Below are 17,199 nucleotides of genomic sequence, written 5' to 3'. Positions count from 1 at the left end.
CGTAGGCTGGCGGGATGCCCGGCTCGCCGTACACCGATCTGGACCGCCCGCCGCTGTCGGCAGCCCGGCTGCGGCGCGCGGTGGTCGCCCCGCACGGCCCGTGGCGACGGTTGGAGCTGGTCGCGGAGACCGGCTCCACCAACGCCGACGTGGTCGCCGCCGCGCAGACCGGCGAGCCGGAGGGCCTGGTGGTGGTGGCCGAGCGGCAGACCGCCGGCCGGGGCCGGCGCGGCCGGGTCTGGCAGTCGCCGCCGCGGGCCGGCATCGCGACCAGCGTCCTGCTCCGGCCCGGCGAGGCCGTCCCGGAGCGCGGCTGGTCGCCCGTGCCACCCGCCGGGTACGGCTGGCTGCCGCTGCTCGCCGGCGTGGCGCTGGTCGAGGCGGTGACCCGGCTGGCCGAGCTGGAGGCGGGCCTGAAGTGGCCCAACGACCTGCTGATCGACGGCGCGAAGTGCGCGGGCGTGCTCGCCGAGGCGGTGCCCGGGACGTCCCCGGCGCAGCCGCCGGCGATCGTGGTCGGCATCGGCCTCAACGTCACCCTCCGCGCCGACGAGCTGCCGGTGAACCCGACCGGCCTGCCGGCCACCTCGTTGCAGCTCGCCGGTGCCGCCGCGACGGACCGCGACCCGCTGCTGCGTGCGCTGCTCCGCTCGCTCGCCGACTGGTACGAGCGCTGGCGCGACGCCGGCGGCGACGCGGTGGCCAGCGGGCTCCGCGACGCCTACCTGGCCGGCTGCGCCACGGTCGGCCGCCAGGTCCGGGTGCTGCTGCCGGATGGCCGGGACGTGCGAGGGACGGCCACCGGCGTGGACCGCGACGGCCAGTTGCTGGTCGAGGGACCCGACGGCGAACTCCGGCTCGCCGCCGGCGACGTCCTGCACGTCCGGTAAGGAATGGCCCCTTCTTGACGCCTCCGGTAGCGGAAGGGCCCCCTGTCAACACCCGGCTACCCGCCGCGCGGCCGATCCCCCGGGGGAGCGCCGACCGGTTACGGTCAGCGCGTCCTGTTCTACGAGGAGGTTTCCGTGGCGTTTCCCGAAGACGTGCTCACCGAGGATGAGCACGTCGTGCTCCACCTGCACCCGCACTGGAAGGCGCTGCTCCGGCCGATCCTGGTGCTGGTGCTCGCCGTCGCGGCGGTGGTGGCGGGTTGGCTCCTGCTGCCCGACGGCGACGGCGGCACGATCGCGCTCTACGCGATCGCCGCGCTCGGCCTGGCGCTGGTGTTCTGGCTGGGTCTCTGGCCGTTCCTGGTCTGGCGCACCACGCACTACCTCTTCACCAACGAGCGGGTGCTGCTCCAGGAGGGCGTGTTCTCCCGCAACCGGCGGGACCTGCCGCTGACCCGGATCAACGACCATGCGATGCACCAGCGTTTCCTGGAGCGGCTGCTCGGCTGCGGCACCCTGACCATCGAGTCGGCTGGCGAGCGCGGCCAGTCGGTGCTCAACGACGTGCCGCACGTCGACAAGGTGCAGACCAAGCTCTACGAGCTGGTCGAGGCCCACCACGACAAGCACTCCCTGGGCGACGGCGAGATGCGCGAGATCCTCGCCGACATGCGCGACGGCAAACCGCTGCGCGACCCCACCGCCTGACAGCGGCCTCGCCCCTGCTCGCCCGGCCCGCCATCGGACCGGGTGGGTGGGGTGGGTCAGCGGCGGGGGGAGTGCCGGGTGCCGGCGTGGAGTTCGGCGGCGAGTTCGGCGTCCAGGTCGGTGCCGAGGGTGCGGCCCAGGGCGGCGTCCGCGGCGGCGGGGCGGCCCTGCGGCGGGGCGCCGAACTCGGCGGCGGCGGCGCGGGGCCTGGCCGCCCGGTCGCGGCGCTCGCCGGCCGGCGGCTCGGACTCCTCCAGCTCGCTGACCGACTCGGCCAGCTCGGCCACCGGGTCCATCTCCGCCATGGTGTCCCACTCGTCCCGCGGGATGCTGTGCCAGGTCTCCTCGGCGTGCTTCGGCACCGGCTGGAAGACGAACGTCCGGTACGACCAGAAGCGGAACATGGTGGCCAGCAGCACGCCACCGGTCTTCGCCACGTTCAGCGCCAGCAGGCTGGTCACGCCGAGGCCGTACTTCGCCGCGGCGAGGACGCCGAGTTCGATGATCAGGCCGGTCGCGTTGAACAGGAAGAACAGGACGTATTCGCGACGTAGTGCCGATTTCGGGCGATCCCGGTACGTCCAGTGCCGATTCATCAGATACGACGTGATAGTGGCCACGATGGTCGCGATCACCGTCGCCTTGAGCTGCCCGTCGCGGAAAACGGTCAGTGCCAGCGCATTGAACACCGCGTAATTGATGACGGTGTTGATGCCGCCGACGATGCCGAATTTGAGCGCCTCGTGGATGAACTTTTGCCAGCGCTCGGGCAGCAGACGGACCAGACGCATGCGGAACACCTTAGGGCAGTGGGCAGGGCCGAGTCGGCCCGGCAGGACGGGGTGGGCGGTAGGTCACGCCCCGGGGTCTCGGTCGAGGCTCGTTTCCGGAACGGGCGGAGTTCCCGCTTCCACGAAAACGAACCGCCGGTATGACCAGAATCGGAACAGCGTCCCGAGGCCGGTGCCGACGATGAAGCTGGCGATGTTGTCGGCCAGCGGGGTCTGGAACACCCCCGGCCAGATGCTGCCCAGCCCGTAGCGGCTGATCGCGAGGCAGGCGACGGCGATGCCCAGGCCGACCCCGTTGAAGAAGAAGAACAGCGCGTACTCCCGGGCCGGGTTGGAGCGCTGCCGGTGCCGCCAGGTCCAGAACCGGTTGCCGAGGAAGGCCATGGTCGCGGCGATCACCGTGGAGATGGTCTTCGCGCCGACCGGTGGCAGGTGGCGGACGCTGGCCAGGTAGTTGAAGAGCGCGAAGTCCACGAGGAACGCGAGCCCGCCCACCGTGGCGAACTTGCTCAACTCCCGAACGAGGTGACCGAAACGGTCGAGCAGAGCACCGACCAGACCCGGCCGGGTCTGCGGAGCGCCCGGTTGGTCACCGGTCATCGTCGCGGCCACCCGCCGAGCCTACCGGGTGCCGGCACCCGGACAGGTGGCAACGACGAGCCGGACCCGATACGTCCCGGCGGGTGACACCCGGCCCCTCCGGCGGACACCCCGTACCTGGCGATGCCCGGTGAGCAGAGCGTAACCGGACGTGGCGGAATTGCGGATCGGATCGCCGAATCGTCGTCCTCAGCACGGGCGGGCGCTTCCGCTCATCGTGCACCGGCGACCGGACCTCGCGACCGGCGTCTGGCGGAGGTTGGCCGCAGCATTTGCGTGAAACTGCGCGCGAAAGCGGGTATCAGATCGCGAAGCCGCAGCGTGGCCGTACCTTGTGCAGTTCTTCACAACCAGTCCCACTGACTCGCGAGGCAGCCCGGTTTACGCTGAGCCCAATCCCAGGTTTCCACGAAGGCGACGGCTCGCTCGCCAGAACTCGTGCACCCCATACATCGGTCAGCGTCGACCACAAGGAGATGTGACATGGTTGCTCCGGCTACTGTTCGGGGTATCGATCAGGCCCCGACGTCCCACCCCAAACTGCTCGCCTGGGTCCGAGAGGTCGCGGAACTGACCACCCCCGACCGGGTGGTCTGGGTGGACGGGTCCGATGAGGAGTGGCGCCGCCTCACCGACGAGCTTGTCGAGAGCGGCACCCTGATCCGGCTGAACCCCGAGAAGAAGCCCAACTCGTTCTACGCGCGGACGGACCCGACGGACGTCGCCCGGGTCGAGGAGCGCACCTTCATCTGCTCCGTCGACGAGGCGGACGCCGGCCCCACCAACAACTGGATGGCGCCGGCCGAGATGAAGCGGACGATGACGGAGCTGTACCGCGGCAGCATGCGCGGACGCACCATGTACGTCATCCCGTTCTGCATGGGCCCGGTCGAGGCCGAGAGCCCGATGTTCGGCGTCGAGATCACCGACAGCCCGTACGTGGTCGCCTCCATGCGCATCATGACCCGGATGGGCGCGAAGGTGATCGAGGCGATGGGTGAGGACGCGGACTTCGTGCACGCGCTGCACTCCATCGGTGCCCCGCTCGCCCCCGGCCAGCAGGACGTGGCCTGGCCGTGCAACGACACGAAGTACATCTCGCACTTCCCGGAGACCCGGGAGATCTGGTCGTTCGGCTCCGGCTACGGCGGCAACTCGCTGCTCGGCAAGAAGTGCTACTCGCTGCGCATCGCCAGCGTGATGGGGCGCGACGAGGGCTGGCTCGCCGAGCACATGCTCATCCTCAAGATCACCTCGCCGGAGGGCAAGGTCTACCACGTCGCCGGCGCCTTCCCATCCGCCTGCGGCAAGACCAACCTGGCGATGCTGGAGCCGACCATCCCGGGCTGGAAGGTCGAGACCATCGGCGACGACATCGCCTGGATGCGCTTCGGCGACGACGGCCGGCTCTACGCGGTCAACCCGGAGTACGGCCTCTTCGGCGTCGCGCCGGGCACCGACTGGAAGACCAACGCCAACGCGATGCGGACGCTGGACCGCGGCAACTCCGTCTTCACCAACGTCGCCCTCACCGACGACGGTGACATCTGGTGGGAGGGCATGGGTGAGCCGCCGGCGCACCTGATCGACTGGAAGGGCAACGACTGGACGCCGGAGAGCGGCGAACTCTCCTCGCACGCGAACAGCCGGTTCTGCACCCCGATCACCCAGTGCCCGATCCTCGCCGACGACTACTACGACCCGAACGGCGTGCCGATCGACGCGATCCTCTTCGGCGGTCGCCGTCGGGACACGGTCCCGCTGGTGACCGAGGCCCGCGACTGGGTGCACGGCGTCTACATGGGTGCCACGCTCTCCTCGGAGACCACCGCCGCCGCCTCCGGCGCCGTCGGCGTGGTGCGCCGCGACCCGATGGCCATGCTGCCGTTCATCGGGTACCACGCCGGTGACTACTTCCGGCACTGGATCGAGATGGGCAAGGGCGCCGACGGCGACGAGGCCAAGCTGCCCAAGATCTACTACGTGAACTGGTTCCGCAAGGACCCGGAGGGCAGCTTCCTCTGGCCCGGCTTCGGCGAGAACTCCCGCGTGCTCAAGTGGGTCATCGAGCGGATCGAGGGCACCGCCGACGCGGTGGAGACCCCGATCGGCATGGTCCCGGCCCAGGACGCCCTGGACGTCGAGGGCCTGGACATGACCCCGGAGGACGTCCGGATCGCCCTCAAGGTCGACCCGGAGGAGTGGCGCAAGGAGCTGCCGCTGGTCACCGAGTGGTTCGAGAAGTTCGGTGACAAGCTGCCCGGCGTCCTCTGGGCCGAGCTGGACGCGCTGCGCGCCCGGCTCGACGCGGAGCAGCCGCAGAAGTAGGTGTGACCGACGCCCGCGCAGGGCAACATCACATCCCATGAGGACGGCCGCCGTGACCACCGAGGTCCGGCGGCCGTCCGCCGTCCGGGCGCTGACCACCCTGCTCGCCGTCACGGCGGCGGCCACCGTCGTGGTCGAGCTGCTCAACTACTGGTACGCCCCGGAGCAGGAGTTCGGCCTGGCCGTCCGCACCGGCTGGGCGATGCTCCGCTCGCTCGGCTTCCTGGTGCTCATCGGGCACGTCAACCGCGGTCGTACCGTCGCCCGGCCCTTCGGGCTGATCCTCGCGGTCACCACCGTCTTCGCGGTCGGCCGGCTGGTCGTACCGCGGGAAGGGGTGCCGGCGCTGCCCGGCCTGCTGGGGTTCGGGGTGCTCACCGCGCTCTGCGTGGCCGTGGTCGCGCTGCTCCACCGCTCCGACGCGGTCGGCGGGCACCTGGTCCGGCACCGCAAGTCCCTCGTCGTGGAGGGCGGGACGATCGCCTGGCGGGAGGTCGCGCCGAAGCGGCCCCCGGTGACCGGGTGGCTGCTCACCAGCCGGGTCGCCGCGTTCACCTACAGCCCGCTGATGCTGGTCCCGGCACTGGTCGCCGGCGGGTCCATCCTGGACGGGCGGCTCGGCGCCGTGCCGGCCGTGCTGTTCTGGTTCGCCGCCGGCATCGCCGTCAGCTACCTGGTCCTGTTCTGCACCGCGTTCCTGATGCGCGGCCGGGTCTGGGCCCGCCGGTTCCTGGTCGCGATCACCCTGGCCGTGCTCGCCGTCGACCTGCCGCTCTGCTGGTGGCTGCTCGGCGTCGACGGCCTGATCCGCGACGGCGGCCCCCTGGTCGCCGCCGCCCTCCTCGCCCTCTACGGCCTTCGCCGCGCCACCCGGGCCGGCGATTCCCCCAACCCGGCCTGATCCCCGCGCCGCCCTGCCTCCGCCGATCGCCCGCCAGCGTCCGTCGCGGCGCCGGGCCCCGTCCAAGATCCACACAAGTTGCGGGAAGTTGCTGTCTCCTCGCGCCGTGAGGCCGCAACTTGCGGGATGTTGCGTCCTGATCGCGCGGACCCGGGGGGAAGTCGGGGGGCGTGGGTGCCGGTGGGGCATCGGGGTTCGTGAGCGTGGGCGGGGCAGGATGGGCGGGGAGGTCCGCCTGCGTCGGGGTGCGACCCGGACGGTGCCGCCGAGCCGTTGGCGGCAAGCGGGAGAGAGGGGCGGCCGTGGGCGACGAGTTCGACGTGATCGTGGTCGGAGCGGGGCCGGCCGGGTCCGCCGCCGCGCTCGCCGCCCGGCGGGCCGGAGCCCGGGTGCTGCTGCTCGACCGGGCCGACTTCCCCCGGGACAAGGCCTGCGGAGATGGGATCGCCGCGCACGCGCTGGACGTCCTCGCCGAGCTGGGCGTCACCGATGCCGTCGACGGGTACGCCCCGCTGCCCGCGCTGCGGCTGGTCGGCCCCGGCGGCGGGGCGGTGGCCCGGGCGCTGCCGCGGCCCGCGTACACGGTGCCCCGGAGGGTCTTCGACGCCCGGCTGGTGGCGGCGGCGGTGGCGGCCGGTGCGGAGCTGCGCCGGCACACGGTGCGCCGGGTGGAGCTGCGGGACGACCGGGTGGTGCTGGACGGGGAGTTGTCCGCAGGCGCGGTGGTGGGCGCGGACGGCGCCGGTTCGGTGGTCCGCCGGGCGCTCGGCCACCCGGTGAACCCGGACCGCCACCTGGCGCTGGCCATCCGGGGGTACGCCGCGGCGCTGCCCGGCCCACCCGAGCAGCTCATCGTCACCTCGGCGCCGCGCTGGCCGGCGTACGCCTGGTCCTTCCCCATCGGTGACGGCCGGGCGAACGTCGGGTACGGGGAGGTGCTGCGCGGCGAGCCGCTGACCCGGGCGCACCTGGTGGACCGCCTCGCCGCCCTGCTGCCCGGCACGGACCCGGCGACGGTCACCGAGCTGCGCGCCCACCACCTGCCGCTCTCCACCCACCGGCCGGCGCCGGGCCGGGACCGGGTGGTGCTGGCCGGCGACGCGCTCTCGTTGATCAACCCGTTCACCGGGGAGGGCATCTTCTACGCGTTACGGTCGGGCGCCCTGGCGGGGGCGGCGGCGGCCGGTTCCCCGGGTCAGGCCGCCGGCCGGTACGCCCACACGCTGGGCCGGCGGCTCGGCACCCATCTGCGGCACAGTTCGGTCGCCGCCTGGCTGGCCCGGCGCCGGCGGGTGGTCGACGCGGCGGTCCGGGCGGCCCGCCGCGACGACCGGGTCTACCGGACCGTGGTGGAGCTGGGGCTGGGTGACGGGCGGCTCGATGCCCGCACGCTGGCCATGATCGGCATCGGTCTGCCGACCAGGGATCGGCCTCCGCGGCACTGATCTTCCACGCGGGTCGCTACCCTGCAAGGTGATGACTCTGCGGAAACTCCTCTACTCCGTGTACGAGCGCCGGCTGACGGCCAGGCTCGCGGGCAAGCCGGTGCCCCGGCACGTCGGCGTGATGTGCGACGGCAACCGCAGGTGGGCCCGGGAGATGGGCTTCGTCGATCCCAACGACGGCCACCGGATGGGTGCCGAGCGGATCAAGGAGCTGCTGCGCTGGTGCGACGCCGCCGGCGTGGGGCACGTCACGCTCTGGCTGCTCTCCACCGACAACCTGTCCCGGCCGGCGGCCGAGCTGGACCCGCTGCTCCAGATCATCGAGGACCTCACCACCGAGCTGGCCGAGGAGGGCAACCCCTGGCGGCTGCGGATGGTCGGCGCGCTGGACGTGCTGCCCGCGCAGCACGCCGCCGCGCTGAAGGCCGCCGAGGAGCGCACCCGGGACCGCAGCGGCGGCGCCCAGGTCAACATCGCGGTCGGGTACGGCGGCCGGCGCGAGATCGCCGACGCGGTCCGCTCGTTGCTGCTGGAGCACGCGGCGACCGGCGGCACGATCGAAGAGCTCGCGAACTCGATCGACGTCGACCACATCTCGGAGCACCTCTACACCAAGGGCCTGCCCGACCCGGACCTGATCATCCGCACCAGCGGCGAGCAGCGCCTCTCCGGCTTCATGCTCTGGCAGTCGGCCCACTCGGAGTTCTACTTCTGCGAGCTCAACTGGCCGGATTTCCGCCGCGTCGACTTCCTCCGCGCCCTGCGCTCCTACGCCACCCGCCAGCGTCGCTTCGGCGCCTGACCGACCGCCTCGCCGGTCAGGCGAGGTGCGGGACGGCGTTGGTGAGGAAGGTGGCCAGGGCGGCGGGGGAGTCGAGGGTGAGGTCGGCGGCGTCGGCCACCTCGTGACCGGTCTCCGGGTTGGCGACGGCGACGCAGATGCCGACGAAGTGCGGGTCGGCGGCGGCGCGGGCGCGCAGCGCGGCGAAGGCCTTGATGTCGGAGACGTCGTCGCCGAAGTACCAGGCGCCGCCCGCGTCCCGGACGATCTCGCCGATCACCATGCCCTTGTCCCGGTCGACGGGGGGCTTGAGCTCGAGCACCATCCGGCCGGCCTGGCAGCGCAGCCCGAGCCGCTCGGCGTGGGCCCGGCCCCACTCCTGCACCAGGTCGCCGAGATGCGGGGCGGTGCGCCAGTGCAGCGCGACGGAGAGCCGCTTGAACTCCACCAGGGCGCCGGGCGGCAGTTCGGCGCGGGCCTGCTCGGCCAGCTCCGCCATGGTGGGCACCCAGGGCAGGGCGGCCGGCTCGGTGACCGTCTCGCCGCCGGAGTGGCTGTGCTCCAGGCCGTAGAGCCCGTACAGGTCGATGCCCGCGAGGCCGCCGAGGTGGTCGCGGAGGAACTTCACCGGCCGCGCGGAGACGATGGCGATCCGGCGTACCAGCGGGGCGAGCGCCTCCAGCGCAGCGAGCACCCGCGGGGCGGGCTGCACCGCGGTCGGGTCGTCGTCGACCGGCGCGAGGGTGCCGTCGAAGTCGAAGAAGAGCACCGTGTCGGCGGCCCGTTCGGCGGTGGCCCGCCACGCGTGCTCGGCATCCAACGGGGTCTTCGGCTGCTTGTTGCCCAGATTCAACGGCGGCACGCGCGTCAGCGTACCCCGGGCGGGGAGGCTCATTCGTGGCCGAGATGTGACGCTCAGCCGTCGGAAAGGCTCAACGTTCGGCGGCCCCCCGTCCCCGGCGTCCGAACGGCACGACGGCCGCGTCCTGGCCGTGGCTGAGCAGGTACCCCTCCACGAATCCGGTGTTCCGGTCGCCGGTGTGCGCCTCGATCTCGTTCAGCCGGGCCACCAGGAACTCGGTGAGCGCGCTGACCCGGTCGTTGAGCCGGTCGTGCAGCTCGGCGACCACGGCGAGAACCACCGCGGTGCCGGCGGTGGTGAGCGCGAAGAGGTTGACGACCAGGGGAAGCTGCCCGCCGTTGATCACGCCGACCACCACGTTGCCGGTCACGCACGATGTCACCGACACCACCGCGACCACGACTGCCAACCATTTCAGGGTCATGGACAGACCCCTCCTTCTGTCCCGCAGGGCTGGGTTCGGCCTTGTCCCGTCCCCCCGCCGATGACGAGCCCAAGCAGTACGAATAGGGACGCTAGCGCGCCCGTTCCTGCCCCGGAGCGAAACGATCGGGTCTGCCTTACCGTTTTTTCGCCATCTGAGCAAATGACCGGCTTGTTAACTAACCGGCCTGCCTGCCTCGTTTTCCCACGTCAACCGGAAGCGTCGGACGATAGGCGAGGTAACGAATGGTCTCCCGGATGTGGAACTTCTCCGCGTCCGACACATTCGGATCCACCAGGCGGCGTAGCAGCGCCTCGACGTCGGGGTCCATCGGCGGTGGCGTGGGGGCGCTGCGGGGCGGGGCCGCCCGGTCCCACCCCAGGGCGGTGAAGGCGGCCGCCGGGTTGAGGCCGAGGCCCTCACAGAAGGCGACCACGCGCTCCGCCTCCGGGTCGCTGGCCCAGTCGCCGCGCACCCAGCGGTTGATGGTCTGGCGGGAGACGCCGGTGCGGCGGGAGACCTCGGTCCCGCTCCAGGCCCGCATGGCCCGGGCGTCGTCCAGCGCGCGCCGTACGAAGGTGGCGAAGGCGATCTTCCGTGCGTTGGCCGTCTCGGTCACCCCGTGACGGTACGGCCAGTCGTCCGCCCCGTCGCGGCCCGGCACGCTGTTGTCACGCGGACGTGACGGCTCTCTCGGATTCCCGGTAAACGATCCGGGGCTGTTCTTGAGGGGTGCCACCCGGGCAGAATAGATGCCCGCCAGTACGGCGGTAAACAGACGAAAAGCTGATACTGTCACGCTCATGAGACAACTTACGGTGTGTCACGTGCATGAGACGATCAGTGCTCACATGCGTCACTCCGCGGGTTTCAAGGGGGTCCGGTGACCGAACTCGCCACTCGCGCCCAGGCGTTCGGCCTGATCGCGGAGGGGGTGGCCGCCGGGCTGAGCGCACCGTGGCGCCTCTACCTCGCCCGGGGCTGCCGCTACCTGTCCCTGAGCGTCGGGGACCGGGACGAGTGGAACGCCTGGCGTACCCACCTCGGCTGTCCCGAGCTGAACGTCCGGGTCTACGACGCCGGCGGCGAGATCCGGCGCTCCTCGGTCGCCGAGGTGGTCCTGGACGGCTGCCGGATCAGCGTCGAACTGGTCGAGGAGGTCAGCACCGCCGATCTGGAGCGGCTGCTGGTCGTCGACCCCGAGGTCGAGCCGGAGGAACGATGACCCGGCGGGTGAGCGCGGTGCCCGGCGACCCGACGCCGGCGGGAGCGGCCGGATGAGCCCCTTCCTCGCGGTCTTCCTCGTCCTCGTCCTCGGCTCGACCAGCTACGCGGCCGGCCGGCTGCACGGCCAGCTCAGCTACCGGATCGGCTACCGCTTCGGCTACCGCCAGGGCTACTTCGACGGTGACCGGGGCGCCTGGAACCGCCGGCGCCGCGACGCCCAGACCGCCATCGCCTCGGCACTGGCCGGCCAGGTCGTCGCCCCGGCGTCGGCCGCGGTGCCAGCGGGCGGCGGGGGGCCGCGCGACGGTACGGCCGGTGCGGTCGCCCTCGGTGGCCGGTCCACGCCGGGACCGTCCTCCCGCGCCACCGCGACCGCACAGTTCGGCGGGCTCGCCAACCGGCGGGGCACGACCTACACCGGGTCCTCGTTCACGGCGTCGGTCGTCGGCGGCCGGCATCCGGCCGCGACGCTGGTCAGCCGGCAGGGCTGACGGCCGCCAGAGGCACGGTGCGCCGTCCGCGGCGGACGCGCACCGTCGGGACCCCGTCAGACCGGTGACGGTGGTCCCACCGGCCGGGGTGCGCGCAGGGGGCATGCATCCCGGCCGGTTCCGCCGCGCCGTCACGAGTGGGGACCGCGCCGCGGCTGGTCGACGAGCGAGGCACGTCGTCCACCTGCCCCACCTGCCGAAAGCGGGTGCCGAAGCCTCGTGGACGGACCCGGTCCTGTCCGCACTGCGCATTCTCCGGTCACCGCGACCTGGTCGCGGCGGCCAGCATCGCCACCCGCACCCCGGGCGGCGGATCCACCACCCCGGCAGCGGTTGTGCTGCCGGAGGTGGTCACGCACCGTCGAGCCGGCCGGCACCTTCCCGGTGCCGGGCGGTCCCGACGTGACCCCCGCCGCCCACCCGGGCCGGCGTGAGGACCGGTTGGCCCGCGGAGGCCCGCCCCACCACCCAGCGGTGGGGAGTCGCTCGCCCAACAGGCGAGGATCCACAACATTCAGCAGGAACACGTTGAAGGTTCGTGGACACCGCACTAGCGTCTAGACATGGCACGGGGTTGTCCCGGGCCAGCCGGCCAGCCCGGACCTGCGACCTCGCGCACGGGGCGCGCATCCGACCCCGTGTCCCCGGGCACCGGACGAGGCGGAACACGGGTGGCCGGGTGCCCATCCGCGGAGCAGGCCTGTGACGACTCGCCGTACCCCCGCCGGTGCCGACCAGAGCCCGGCCGCGACTGCCACGACCCGCCGGACCACGCGCGGCCGCCGCGCCGCGGCCGCACCGGTCGGCACCGAGGAGCCCCGACCAACCGGCCAGGCCTTCGTCCTGGACACCTCGGTCCTCCTCTCCGATCCCGCGGCGTTCCACCGCTTCGCCGAGCACGAGGTGGTGCTGCCGCTCGTCGTCATCTCCGAACTGGAGGGCAAGCGGCACCACCCGGAGCTGGGCTGGTTCGCCCGGCAGTCGCTGCGCATGCTCGACGAGCTGCGGGTGAAGCACGGCCGGCTGGACCGGCCGGTGCCCGCCAACGACCAGGGTGGGACGCTCCGGGTGGAGCTGAACCACACCGACGACGGGGTGCTGCCGCCCGGCTTCCGGAACGAGTCGAACGACGCCCGGATCCTCTCCGTGGCGCTCAACCTCGCCGCCGAGGGGCGTGCGGTCACCCTGGTCAGCAAGGACATGCCGCTGCGGGTGAAGGCGGCCTCGGTGGGCCTGCGCGCTGACGAGTACCGGCACGGCCAGGCCAGCGACCCGACCTGGACCGGCATGGCCGAGCTGGAGCTGGGCGAGGAGGAGATCGGCCAGCTGTACGCGGGCGAGTCGCTCGACCTGGACGCCGCCGCCGGGCTGCCCTGCCACACCGGTCTGGTGCTGCACTCGGCCCGGGGCTCGGCGCTCGGCCGGGTCCTGCCCGACAAGACCGTCCGGCTGGTCCGCGGCGACCGGGAGGCGTTCGGCGTGCACGGCCGTTCGGCCGAGCAGCGGGTGGCGCTGGATCTGCTGCTGGACGAGTCGATCGGGATCGTCTCGCTCGGCGGGCGGGCGGGCACCGGCAAGTCCGCCCTGGCGCTCTGCGCCGGGTTGGAGGCGGTGATGGAGCGCCGCCGGCACCGGAAGGTGATCGTCTTCCGTCCGCTCTACGCCGTCGGCGGCCAGGAGCTGGGTTACCTGCCCGGGTCGGAGTCGGAGAAGATGTCGCCCTGGGCGCAGGCGGTCTTCGACACCCTCGGCTCGGTGGTGCACGAGAACGTGCTGGAGGAGGTCACCACCCGGGGCATCCTCGAGGTGCTCCCGCTGACCCACATCCGGGGGCGGAGCCTGCACGACGCGTTCGTGATCGTCGACGAGGCGCAGTCGCTGGAGCGGGGAGTCCTGCTCACCGTCCTGTCCCGGATCGGCCAGGGGTCGCGGGTGGTGCTGACCCATGACGTCGCCCAGCGGGACAACCTGCGGGTCGGACGGCACGACGGGGTGACTGCGGTGATCGAGGCGCTGAAGGGCCATCCGCTCTTCGCACATGTCACGCTCAGTCGTTCGGAGCGGTCGCCGATCGCCGCCATGGTGACGGATCTGTTGGAGGACATTCCGCTCTGACGCCGATTCACCGCCGAGTTTGGGCGGTTTTATGGGGCTTCACTTTGTGGCCCAAGTCACAAAAGAGGCTCTTGGTTTCCCATTCGCCTCACTGTGCGCAATGGTGTCCAACGAGCGCCCACGCACCAGGAAGATCGTCGATCATCGTTCGCCCCCCGGCGGCGGAGATCGGTGAACGCCGGTGCGTCGGCTGCGACCCGCGGGGTCGGGGCGCTCACGGCGCCGATGCGGCCACGGACGGCCACGCGTCGCGTCGTGTCCTTGCCCCCGACGAAGGGACCACTTCGTGAGTCGGCCGTGGAGCCGGTTCGGTGCCCGCACAGCCGCTGTCGCGCTGCTCTCCGTGGGCGTCGCCGGCGGCTTCTATCTGGGCGAAGACCGGGAAACCCAGCAACAGGGCCTGACCGCGCAGGTCGGCCTCCAGGTCGACCAGGCGGAGTATGCGTACCAGCGTGACCGGCAGGCCGACCACCGGCTGGAGTCGGCCAAGCAGCGGGCCGCCGAGTACCAGGCGAAGCTTCGGGCCGCGGCGGCCGCCAAGGAGGCCGCCGACCGGGCCCGCGAGGCCGAGGCCGCGGCGGCGTCCCGGAAGAAGGAGCGGGCAGCGGCGGAGGCCGCGGCCAATGCGTCGAAGCCGTACGACGGCCCGATCCCGGCCTCCTGCGAGGAGTACAGCGGCAACCGGGCGATCGGCTGTGCGCTCATGCTCGACGAGGGCTTCGGCATCGACCAGTTCCCCTGCCTGGACAAGCTCTGGACCAAGGAGAGCGGCTGGAACCACAAGGCCTACAACTCCGGCTCCGGCGCGTACGGGATCCCGCAGGCGCTGCCCGGCAGCAAGATGGGCTCGGTCGCCGCCGACTGGAAGACCAACCCGGCCACCCAGATCAAGTGGGGACTCGGCTACATCGAGGGCCGGTACGACGACCCGTGCGGCGCCTGGTCGCACTCGCAGAGCACCGGCTGGTACTGATCGGACGCTGACGACGGCGGGGTGTGTGGGAAGCCGCACACCCCGCCGTCGTCGTGTCGCGGGAGAACGCGCCGCACGAGTGGCGGTCGACCGCGATTGCTGATAGCCATTGGTACGTGACCTCGCGCGGCGGCCCCACGGGCGGCGATCCCCACCGGTTCGGCACCGAGGCGTTCTACGCCTCGCTGGGCCGGGCCTTCGTCGCGATGTGCGCGGTCGTGCCGGTGCTCTTCCTCATCGAGGCGCTCGACGTGGGGCTGCATGCCGACCTCGACCTGGCGGCGGGGATCATCCCGCACCGGATCCAGGGGCTGGACGGCGTCTTCTTCTCGCCGTTCCTGCACGCCGACTTCAACCACCTCTACAGCAACAGCATCCCGCTGATCCTGCTCGGCACCTTCGTGCTCGCCGCCGGCACCCGCCGGTTCCTCTGGTCGACGCTGGTGATCATCCTGGTCAGCGGGCTGGGGGTGTGGTTCACCGGCTCGCCCAACTCGGTGGTCGTGGGCGCCAGCGGCGTCATCTTCGGCTACCTGGGCATCCTGCTCACCCGCGGCGTGGTCGAGCGGAGCTGGTGGAACCTCGCGGTGGTGCTGCTGGTCGGCCTGCTCTACGGCTGGCAACTGCTCGGCATCCTCCCCACCGACGAGCGGATCTCCTGGCAAGGCCACCTGTTCGGGCTGCTCGGCGGGATCGTCGCCGCGATCCTGTTCCGGCGTCGTCGCGCCGAGCTGCACCAGCCGCAGCACACCGAGCCGCCGCTCACCCTGCCCTGACCGGCCGGTACGACCGTCCGAACGGGTCATGGGACGTGCTTGCCCGGTGGCACCCGCCCGCCTACCGTCGGCATCAGCACACGTTGATCCGTGAGGCGAAAGTGACGGTACGTATGCGCGAGGTCGATGTCGCCGTGATCGGGGCCGGTCCGGCCGGGCTCTTCGCCGCGTACTACGCCGGGTTCCGTGGGCTCTCCGTGGCGGTGATCGACGCGCTGCCCGAGCCGGGCGGCCAGGTCGCCGCGATGTACCCGGAGAAGCTGATCCTCGACGTCGCCGGCTTTCCCGCCGTGAAGGGGCGGGACCTGGTGGCGAACCTGGTCGCCCAGGCCGCGCCGTTCGCGCCGGCGTACCTGCTCGGCACCCGGGCGGAGAAGCTCTCCTACGCCGACGGGCGGCCGGTGCTGGGCCTCGCCGGGGGCGAGCAGGTGCGCTGCGGCGCGGTGATCGTCACCGGCGGGCTGGGCAGCTTCACCCCCCGGCCGCTGCCCGCCGCCGACAGCTTCGTCGGCGCCGGGATCGTCTACTTCGTACCGCAGCCGACCGAGCTGGCCGGCCGGGACGTGCTGATCGTCGGCGGCGGCGACTCGGCCTTCGACTGGGCCCTGACCCTCCAGCCGCTGGCCCGGTCGGTGACCCTGGTGCACCGCCGGGAGAAGTTCCGCGCCCACGCGTCGACGGTCGCCCGGGTGCTGGCCCTGCCGGTGCGGGTGGTGGTCAACGCCGAGGTGACCAGGCTGTACGGGGAGGACCGGGTGACCGGCGCGGAGCTCATCGTCCGGGGCGGCGCGGCGGAGACGCTGCCCGTGGACACCGTCGTCGCGGCGCTCGGCTTCACCGCCGACCTGGGCCCGCTCGCCGAGTGGGGGCTGCGGCTGGACCGCCGGCACATCGTGGTGGACAGCGCGATGGCCACCAACCTGCCCCGGGTCTTCGCCGCCGGTGACATCACCGAGTACCCGGGCAAGGTCCGGCTGATCGCCACCGGCTTCGGCGAGGCCGCCACGGCGGTGAACAACGCGGCGGTGGCGATCGACCCCACCGCCCACCTCTTCCCCGGCCACTCCTCCGACGGCAGCTGACCGACAGGTCCCGGGTCGCACCCGAGGCGCCGGGTCAGGACGGTGCGGGCAGGCCGATCAGGTCGGCCATCAGGCCGGTCTGGTGGTCGAAGTACTCGTCCCGGTGCGGCAGGGTCCGGTTGATCCGGCCGAAGAGTTCGAAGCTGATCAGCCCGAACAGCTGGGTCCAGCCGGCCATGCCGCGGGCCAGCAGCGCCTCGGACATGCCCGGGTGCAGTCCGGCGGCGATCTCCGCCAGGTCCTGGCGCAGGGGGTCGGGCAGCCCGTCGTCGGGCGGTGGGGTGAGCCGGCCGCTGGTCAGTCCGTCGTGGAGGATGCCGACCAGCACGATCGGGGGGCGCTGGGCCGGCCCGACCGTGTCGTCCGGGGCCGCGTACCCGGGGACCGGGCTGCCGTAGACCAGGGCGTACTCGGCGGGGTGGGCCAGCGCCCAGCTCCGGGCGGCCCGGCAGGCGGCGTGCCAGCGTCCGCGCAGGTCGGCCGGGTCGACGGCCGCGTCGGCCGCCTCCACCGCGTCGCCGAGCGCGTCGTACGCCTCGAGGATCAGCGCGGTGAGCAGGTCGTCGCGGCTGGGGAAGTAGCGGTAGATCGCCGACGAGACCATGCCCATGTCCCGGGCGACCGCGCGCAGCGAGAGGTTGGCGCCGTCCGTGGCGAGGTGGCGGCGGGCCACCGCCTTGATCTCGTCGATCATTCCGGCCCGGACCCGGGCGCGTAGCGAGGGAGCGACCATGCCCCCACTCTGCCACGATGAGAGCGCCAATCAAAACAGAGAGCACTGCTCTTGACGAAGCGCCGGGCGGCG

The 17,199-nt window shown here is 72.3% G+C and carries 19 protein-coding genes; 13 read left to right on the top strand and 6 right to left on the bottom strand.

Annotated elements, in window-relative coordinates:
* Nucleotides 1-14: 14 nt before the first annotated feature.
* Nucleotides 15-890: a biotin--[acetyl-CoA-carboxylase] ligase gene (locus OG799_RS24735; RefSeq protein WP_406037996.1), complete on the top strand. Its 876-nt coding sequence runs from the start codon at nucleotides 15-17 to the stop codon at nucleotides 888-890.
* Nucleotides 891-1,025: 135 nt separating this feature from the next.
* Nucleotides 1,026-1,598 carry a PH domain-containing protein gene (locus OG799_RS24730; protein WP_406037994.1) on the top strand — a complete coding sequence of 191 codons (573 nt, stop codon included), beginning with the start codon at nucleotides 1,026-1,028 and terminating at the stop codon, nucleotides 1,596-1,598.
* A 56-nt stretch (nucleotides 1,599-1,654) separates the two neighbouring features.
* On the opposite strand, the gene OG799_RS24725 is transcribed toward OG799_RS24730, so the two are convergent.
* Both OG799_RS24725 and OG799_RS24720 read right to left on the bottom strand, forming a co-directional pair.
* Entirely contained in the window at nucleotides 1,655-2,389 is a 735-nt protein-coding gene (locus OG799_RS24725) for a GtrA family protein (protein ID WP_406037992.1), read from the bottom strand.
* Nucleotides 2,390-2,452: 63 nt separating this feature from the next.
* Nucleotides 2,453-2,989 (bottom strand): GtrA family protein, encoded by a 537-nt coding sequence (locus OG799_RS24720; RefSeq protein WP_406046393.1) that lies wholly within the window; start codon nucleotides 2,987-2,989, stop codon nucleotides 2,453-2,455.
* Between the two features lie 483 nt (nucleotides 2,990-3,472).
* On the opposite strand from OG799_RS24720, the gene OG799_RS24715 reads away from it, so the two are divergent.
* The 4 genes from OG799_RS24715 (at nucleotide 3,473) to OG799_RS24700 (ending at nucleotide 8,465) form a co-directional block, all read left to right on the top strand.
* A complete protein-coding gene (locus tag OG799_RS24715; protein WP_406037991.1) occupies nucleotides 3,473-5,317 on the top strand; it encodes a phosphoenolpyruvate carboxykinase (GTP) in 1,845 nt (614 codons plus the stop codon).
* A gap of 37 nt (nucleotides 5,318-5,354) precedes the next feature.
* Nucleotides 5,355-6,218: a hypothetical protein gene (locus OG799_RS24710; protein ID WP_406037989.1), complete on the top strand. Its 864-nt coding sequence runs from the start codon at nucleotides 5,355-5,357 to the stop codon at nucleotides 6,216-6,218.
* A 302-nt stretch (nucleotides 6,219-6,520) separates the two neighbouring features.
* Nucleotides 6,521-7,663, top strand: coding sequence for a geranylgeranyl reductase family protein (locus OG799_RS24705; protein ID WP_406037987.1), 1,143 nt, complete (start codon nucleotides 6,521-6,523; stop codon nucleotides 7,661-7,663).
* Between the two features lie 31 nt (nucleotides 7,664-7,694).
* Complete coding sequence (locus tag OG799_RS24700; RefSeq protein WP_406037985.1) at nucleotides 7,695-8,465, top strand: isoprenyl transferase; 771 nt, start codon at nucleotides 7,695-7,697, stop codon at nucleotides 8,463-8,465.
* A gap of 16 nt (nucleotides 8,466-8,481) precedes the next feature.
* Here the strand turns inward: OG799_RS24700 and otsB are convergent, their stop codons facing one another.
* From otsB to OG799_RS24685, 3 genes are all read right to left on the bottom strand, one after another.
* Entirely contained in the window at nucleotides 8,482-9,306 is an 825-nt protein-coding gene (gene otsB, locus OG799_RS24695; protein WP_406037983.1) for a trehalose-phosphatase, read from the bottom strand.
* 70 nt (nucleotides 9,307-9,376) lie between these two features.
* Nucleotides 9,377-9,730 (bottom strand): hypothetical protein, encoded by a 354-nt coding sequence (locus tag OG799_RS24690; RefSeq protein WP_406037981.1) that lies wholly within the window; start codon nucleotides 9,728-9,730, stop codon nucleotides 9,377-9,379.
* Between the two features lie 178 nt (nucleotides 9,731-9,908).
* The gene (locus OG799_RS24685; protein WP_406037979.1) at nucleotides 9,909-10,349 is read right to left on the bottom strand and encodes a helix-turn-helix domain-containing protein; all 441 of its coding nucleotides are present in this window, start codon (nucleotides 10,347-10,349) and stop codon (nucleotides 9,909-9,911) included.
* A gap of 264 nt (nucleotides 10,350-10,613) precedes the next feature.
* Here OG799_RS24685 and OG799_RS24680 point away from each other — a divergent pair, with 264 nt between their 5' ends.
* The 7 genes from OG799_RS24680 (at nucleotide 10,614) to OG799_RS24650 (ending at nucleotide 16,394) form a co-directional block, all read left to right on the top strand.
* Nucleotides 10,614-10,955: a hypothetical protein gene (locus tag OG799_RS24680; protein ID WP_406037977.1), complete on the top strand. Its 342-nt coding sequence runs from the start codon at nucleotides 10,614-10,616 to the stop codon at nucleotides 10,953-10,955.
* A gap of 52 nt (nucleotides 10,956-11,007) precedes the next feature.
* Nucleotides 11,008-11,448 carry a hypothetical protein gene (locus OG799_RS24675; protein ID WP_406037975.1) on the top strand — a complete coding sequence of 147 codons (441 nt, stop codon included), beginning with the start codon at nucleotides 11,008-11,010 and terminating at the stop codon, nucleotides 11,446-11,448.
* A gap of 137 nt (nucleotides 11,449-11,585) precedes the next feature.
* Nucleotides 11,586-11,882, top strand: coding sequence for a zinc ribbon domain-containing protein (locus OG799_RS24670; RefSeq protein WP_406037973.1), 297 nt, complete (start codon nucleotides 11,586-11,588; stop codon nucleotides 11,880-11,882).
* Nucleotides 11,883-12,150: 268 nt separating this feature from the next.
* Nucleotides 12,151-13,563 (top strand): PhoH family protein, encoded by a 1,413-nt coding sequence (locus tag OG799_RS24665; protein WP_406037971.1) that lies wholly within the window; start codon nucleotides 12,151-12,153, stop codon nucleotides 13,561-13,563.
* 286 nt (nucleotides 13,564-13,849) lie between these two features.
* Nucleotides 13,850-14,536 (top strand): lytic transglycosylase domain-containing protein, encoded by a 687-nt coding sequence (locus tag OG799_RS24660; protein WP_406037969.1) that lies wholly within the window; start codon nucleotides 13,850-13,852, stop codon nucleotides 14,534-14,536.
* Nucleotides 14,537-14,652: 116 nt separating this feature from the next.
* Nucleotides 14,653-15,312: a rhomboid family intramembrane serine protease gene (locus tag OG799_RS24655; protein ID WP_406037967.1), complete on the top strand. Its 660-nt coding sequence runs from the start codon at nucleotides 14,653-14,655 to the stop codon at nucleotides 15,310-15,312.
* 113 nt (nucleotides 15,313-15,425) lie between these two features.
* Entirely contained in the window at nucleotides 15,426-16,394 is a 969-nt protein-coding gene (locus OG799_RS24650) for an NAD(P)/FAD-dependent oxidoreductase (protein ID WP_406037965.1), read from the top strand.
* Nucleotides 16,395-16,428: 34 nt separating this feature from the next.
* On the opposite strand, the gene OG799_RS24645 is transcribed toward OG799_RS24650, so the two are convergent.
* A complete protein-coding gene (locus OG799_RS24645) occupies nucleotides 16,429-17,127 on the bottom strand; it encodes a TetR/AcrR family transcriptional regulator (protein WP_406037963.1) in 699 nt (232 codons plus the stop codon).
* Nucleotides 17,128-17,199: the final 72 nt, after the last annotated feature.

Origin of the sequence: Micromonospora sp. NBC_00898 (genome assembly GCF_045207895.1) — a bacterium.
Taxonomy (GTDB): domain Bacteria; phylum Actinomycetota; class Actinomycetes; order Mycobacteriales; family Micromonosporaceae; genus Micromonospora.
This window is presented reverse-complemented; position numbering and strand designations above follow the sequence as displayed.